Genomic DNA, 3,379 nt, shown 5'->3' with positions numbered 1-3,379 from the left:
CCCCTTTCGAGCATAGCGCTCAAGTTCGGTTCGGAATCCTTTTTCTGGATGGCGATTTTCGGCCTCACCACGCTGGCCGCCATGTCGCCGGGCAATGTGATGAAAAGCCTTCTCGGCGGGTGTATCGGCCTGGCGCTGAGCACCGTGGGCCTCGACCCTGCCGACGGCATGCCGCGTTTCACCTTTGATGTGTACGATCTTGTGCAGGGGCTGGACATGGTCATTCTCATGACCAGTCTGTTCTCTTTCTCTCAGATGCTGCTTCTTCTGGAAAGCCGCGACGGCTACATTGCCGAGCTGGTGCGCCGCCCCGGCGCCTTTCTGACCGCTCTGCGCGGTGTGTGGGGCGCAAAGAAACTGCTTACCGTCATGTCGGGCATCGGCTGTTTCATCGGCGGTTTGCCCGGGGCCGGCGGGAGTGTTGCTTCCATCATCACCTACAACGAAGCCAAGCGCTGGGACAAGAATCCCGACCGCTTCGGAACCGGCGTTCTGGAAGGGGTTGCCGTGCCCGAAGCCGCCAACAACGCCTGTGTGGGCGGCTCGCTCGTGCCTCTCATGGCGCTCGGTATTCCCGGCAGCGCGTCTGCGGCCATACTCATGGGCGGCCTGCTTTCCCAAGGGCTTACCCCCGGTCCGCAGCTTCTGGAACACAATGCCGATGTGGCCTACACGTTTATTTCCAGCCTTATTTTCGTCAACATCGTCATGGTCATTGTGGGCTATGTGCTGGTGAAGGTCTGCTCCCGCATTCTCGACGTGCCCAAGCTGGTCATCATCCCCACAGTCATCACCTTGTCGATTCTTGGCGCCTATTCCCTGCGCAACAGCATGTTCGACGTGCTGGTGCTCCTGATTACAGGCGGTTTTTCCTATCTTTTCCTCAAGGCGCGCATATCCCCTGCGGCTATCGCTCTCGGCGTGGTGCTCGGGCCCATCATTGAAGAATCGTTGTCTACCACGATCATGCGCTCCTATTCCAGTTCCCTGATGCAGCTGCTCATTTTTTCGCCCATGTCCATGCTCTTCATCGTGCTCTGCGCCATTTCTCTGCTGCTGCCGGTGTGGCTCAGCCGCAGGAAGGGACATGCATCGGGCCAAAGCTCATGGAAGTTTTCCTCCCGCAATTTCCGTGACTACGGTTTCCTGGCCACGCTGGTCTGCACGCTGACGGGCGTGTTCTTCATCGGGCAGTCTCTTGAGCTTGGCGGAGTGGCCAGAATTTTCCCGTTGGTGGTGTTCACGCTCATCGTGCTGCTCGGCATTATCGTGTGCATACAGGAACTGGGCAAGAAGACTGCGGTATCGGAAGAAAAGCCCCAGTACTTCACAGTGCTGGTGTACTTCCTCTTCTCCATGCTGAGCTATGTGCTCATTGAACCTCTGGGCTTCTATACGGCCATGTTCACCTGCATGCTCGTCATGTTGGTATACGGGATGCTTTTCGTGCAGCACAGGAAAATCAACGCCGGAAGTCTTGCCCGTACCGTGATCCTTGCTTTCGGTATAACCTTTGTGGAATATGCCTGCTTTGCCTGGCTGCTCCGCGTTCCAACTCCAACCGGATTATGGGTGTAACAGTATGTTGATCGTAGACAGAAGAGTGCTTGGCGAGCGCCGCATGCGTGTGGAGGAAATGCTCCGCGAACATGGCTTCGACGCACTGGTTCTCTATGCCCAGGGCAGTTCCGTGGGCTCTACCTCCAAATCCCACGGATATTTGAGCTTTCTTACGGACTGGGACGGCTACAATACCGCGAGTGTTCTTGTGCTTGTCCCCGGCAGATCTCCCGCACTTCTTGTAAGCAACATGTTCCTCAAGTGCATGTCGGAGCGTTACCCGATCTGGGGGGACGACGTGCGCCTGGCCCTGGGGGCAGCCATGCCGGAGAGCGTGGTGCAGATTCTCAAAGAATACTGCGGTGAGTGCCGGAAAATCGCCTATATAGGCCGTGCGGAAACTCCGGTGCCGTTCTGGGAGAGACTGCGCGCCTCCTTCCCCGAAGCCGAGGTGGCGGATTTTGAATCCTTCGTCGATCCCATGCGCGTGATCAAGGATGCCACCCAGTATGCCATACACTACCGCGGGGCGGAAATCTGCGATGAAATGTTCCAGCTTCTGCGGCGCGAAATAAAAACACAGAAAAAAATCTGTCAGCTCCAGAACGCCATGGCGAAATACGCGCAGGATCAGGGTGCGGAGCATGCCCTGGTGTGGCTTTCCATAGCGCCCGTGGCCGAATACTGCCTGTTCCGCAGGGAGGAATGTCAGCGCGTTCCTCAGCTGGGGGATCAGGTCCTGGTGGGCATTTACCTGCTTTATCACGGGCACTGGGCCCATGCCCTGCGCATGGGGACCTACGGCGCCCCCAGCCCTGCGCAGCAGCGGGCCTTCGACGTGGTGCTGGAGATGGAGAATGCCGGCATGGAAGCCCTGCGTCCCGGGGCGAACCTCTACGATGTGCATCGTGCCTTTGAAAGGGTGTACTGCAGCCGCTTTACGGAACAGGACGACGCCGCCATGTTCCGTTTCCGCGCGGCGCACGGGCTCGGACATTCCTATGAGGATCCCATCGTCAGCGTGCCTTTCCCGCAGCCCTATCAGGATAACAGCTGCGGCGTGGAGGGTTTTGTGGAGTTCGGCTATCAGCGCCATGCTCCGGTGAACAATCCTTCAGCCGACAAGTTCCTTGAGGTGAAGCCCGGCATGCTGTTTGAATTCCACCCCAATTTCTTCCAGAAGGGCGTGGCCGGTGCAGCCATAGGCGATATGGTCTATGTCGGCGAAAAAGGCGCGGAAATCATGACTTCCTTCCCGCGTGAGAATATCCGCTGGGATATGTAGTGCTTTTTCAGGGGCGATAAAGTCCGTGTTCCCGGGAATACACGGGGCACGGACTTTTCTGCTTAATGCCTTCAGGCCGCTGAGGGCGCGGAAGCGTCCGAAGCAGTATCCCGCCCGATGAACGGAGGACAATCGGAGCTCTCTGAAAACACCTTTTCGATAACTATGGGAGCGTCGGACTTTCATTGACAATCGGAAAGGTGTTTTATATGGGGGGAACAAAAGCGATGTGATGGTAACACATGAAACAGAAAAACAGTATCACAACGATATGCTTGTGAAAATATTTAATTCATGAAATACGATATGATGAAACATTGCGTCCATATCATTGAAGGATCATGCCTGTGATATAACGGTTTGAAATAAGGCAGGGAGAATTCCGGCATCCTTGAGGCTTGAGCAGGCAACAGGTTTACGGGCAGGATGATCTGTCTGCCTTATGGGGGCTCATGCAGCGCTCCGCCTGGCATAACATGTGGAAATCCCTGAACATGGGTGAGATAAGGTGCTTTTTGAGCATACAAGATCTGC

The 3,379-nt window shown here is 56.2% G+C and carries 2 protein-coding genes; both read left to right on the top strand.

Going from position 1 to position 3,379, the window contains the following annotated elements:
* The coding region (locus K8W16_RS06965; protein WP_304122416.1) for a tripartite tricarboxylate transporter permease at positions 1-1,578 on the top strand (1,578 nt) is incomplete at its 5' end.
* Positions 1,579-1,582: 4 nt separating this feature from the next.
* On the top strand, positions 1,583-2,845 hold the full coding sequence (locus K8W16_RS06960; RefSeq protein ID WP_304122415.1) for a M24 family metallopeptidase: 1,263 nt from the start codon (positions 1,583-1,585) through the stop codon (positions 2,843-2,845).
* Positions 2,846-3,379: the final 534 nt, after the last annotated feature.

It is taken from the genome of Mailhella massiliensis, from assembly GCF_020741395.1.
Lineage (GTDB): Bacteria > Desulfobacterota > Desulfovibrionia > Desulfovibrionales > Desulfovibrionaceae > Mailhella > Mailhella massiliensis_A.
This window is presented reverse-complemented; position numbering and strand designations above follow the sequence as displayed.

Coding starts and splice junctions, on each gene's coding strand:
- K8W16_RS06960 (WP_304122415.1), top strand. CDS start 1,583: ATGTTGATCGTAGACAGAAGAGTGCTTGGCGAGCGCCGCATGCGTGTG.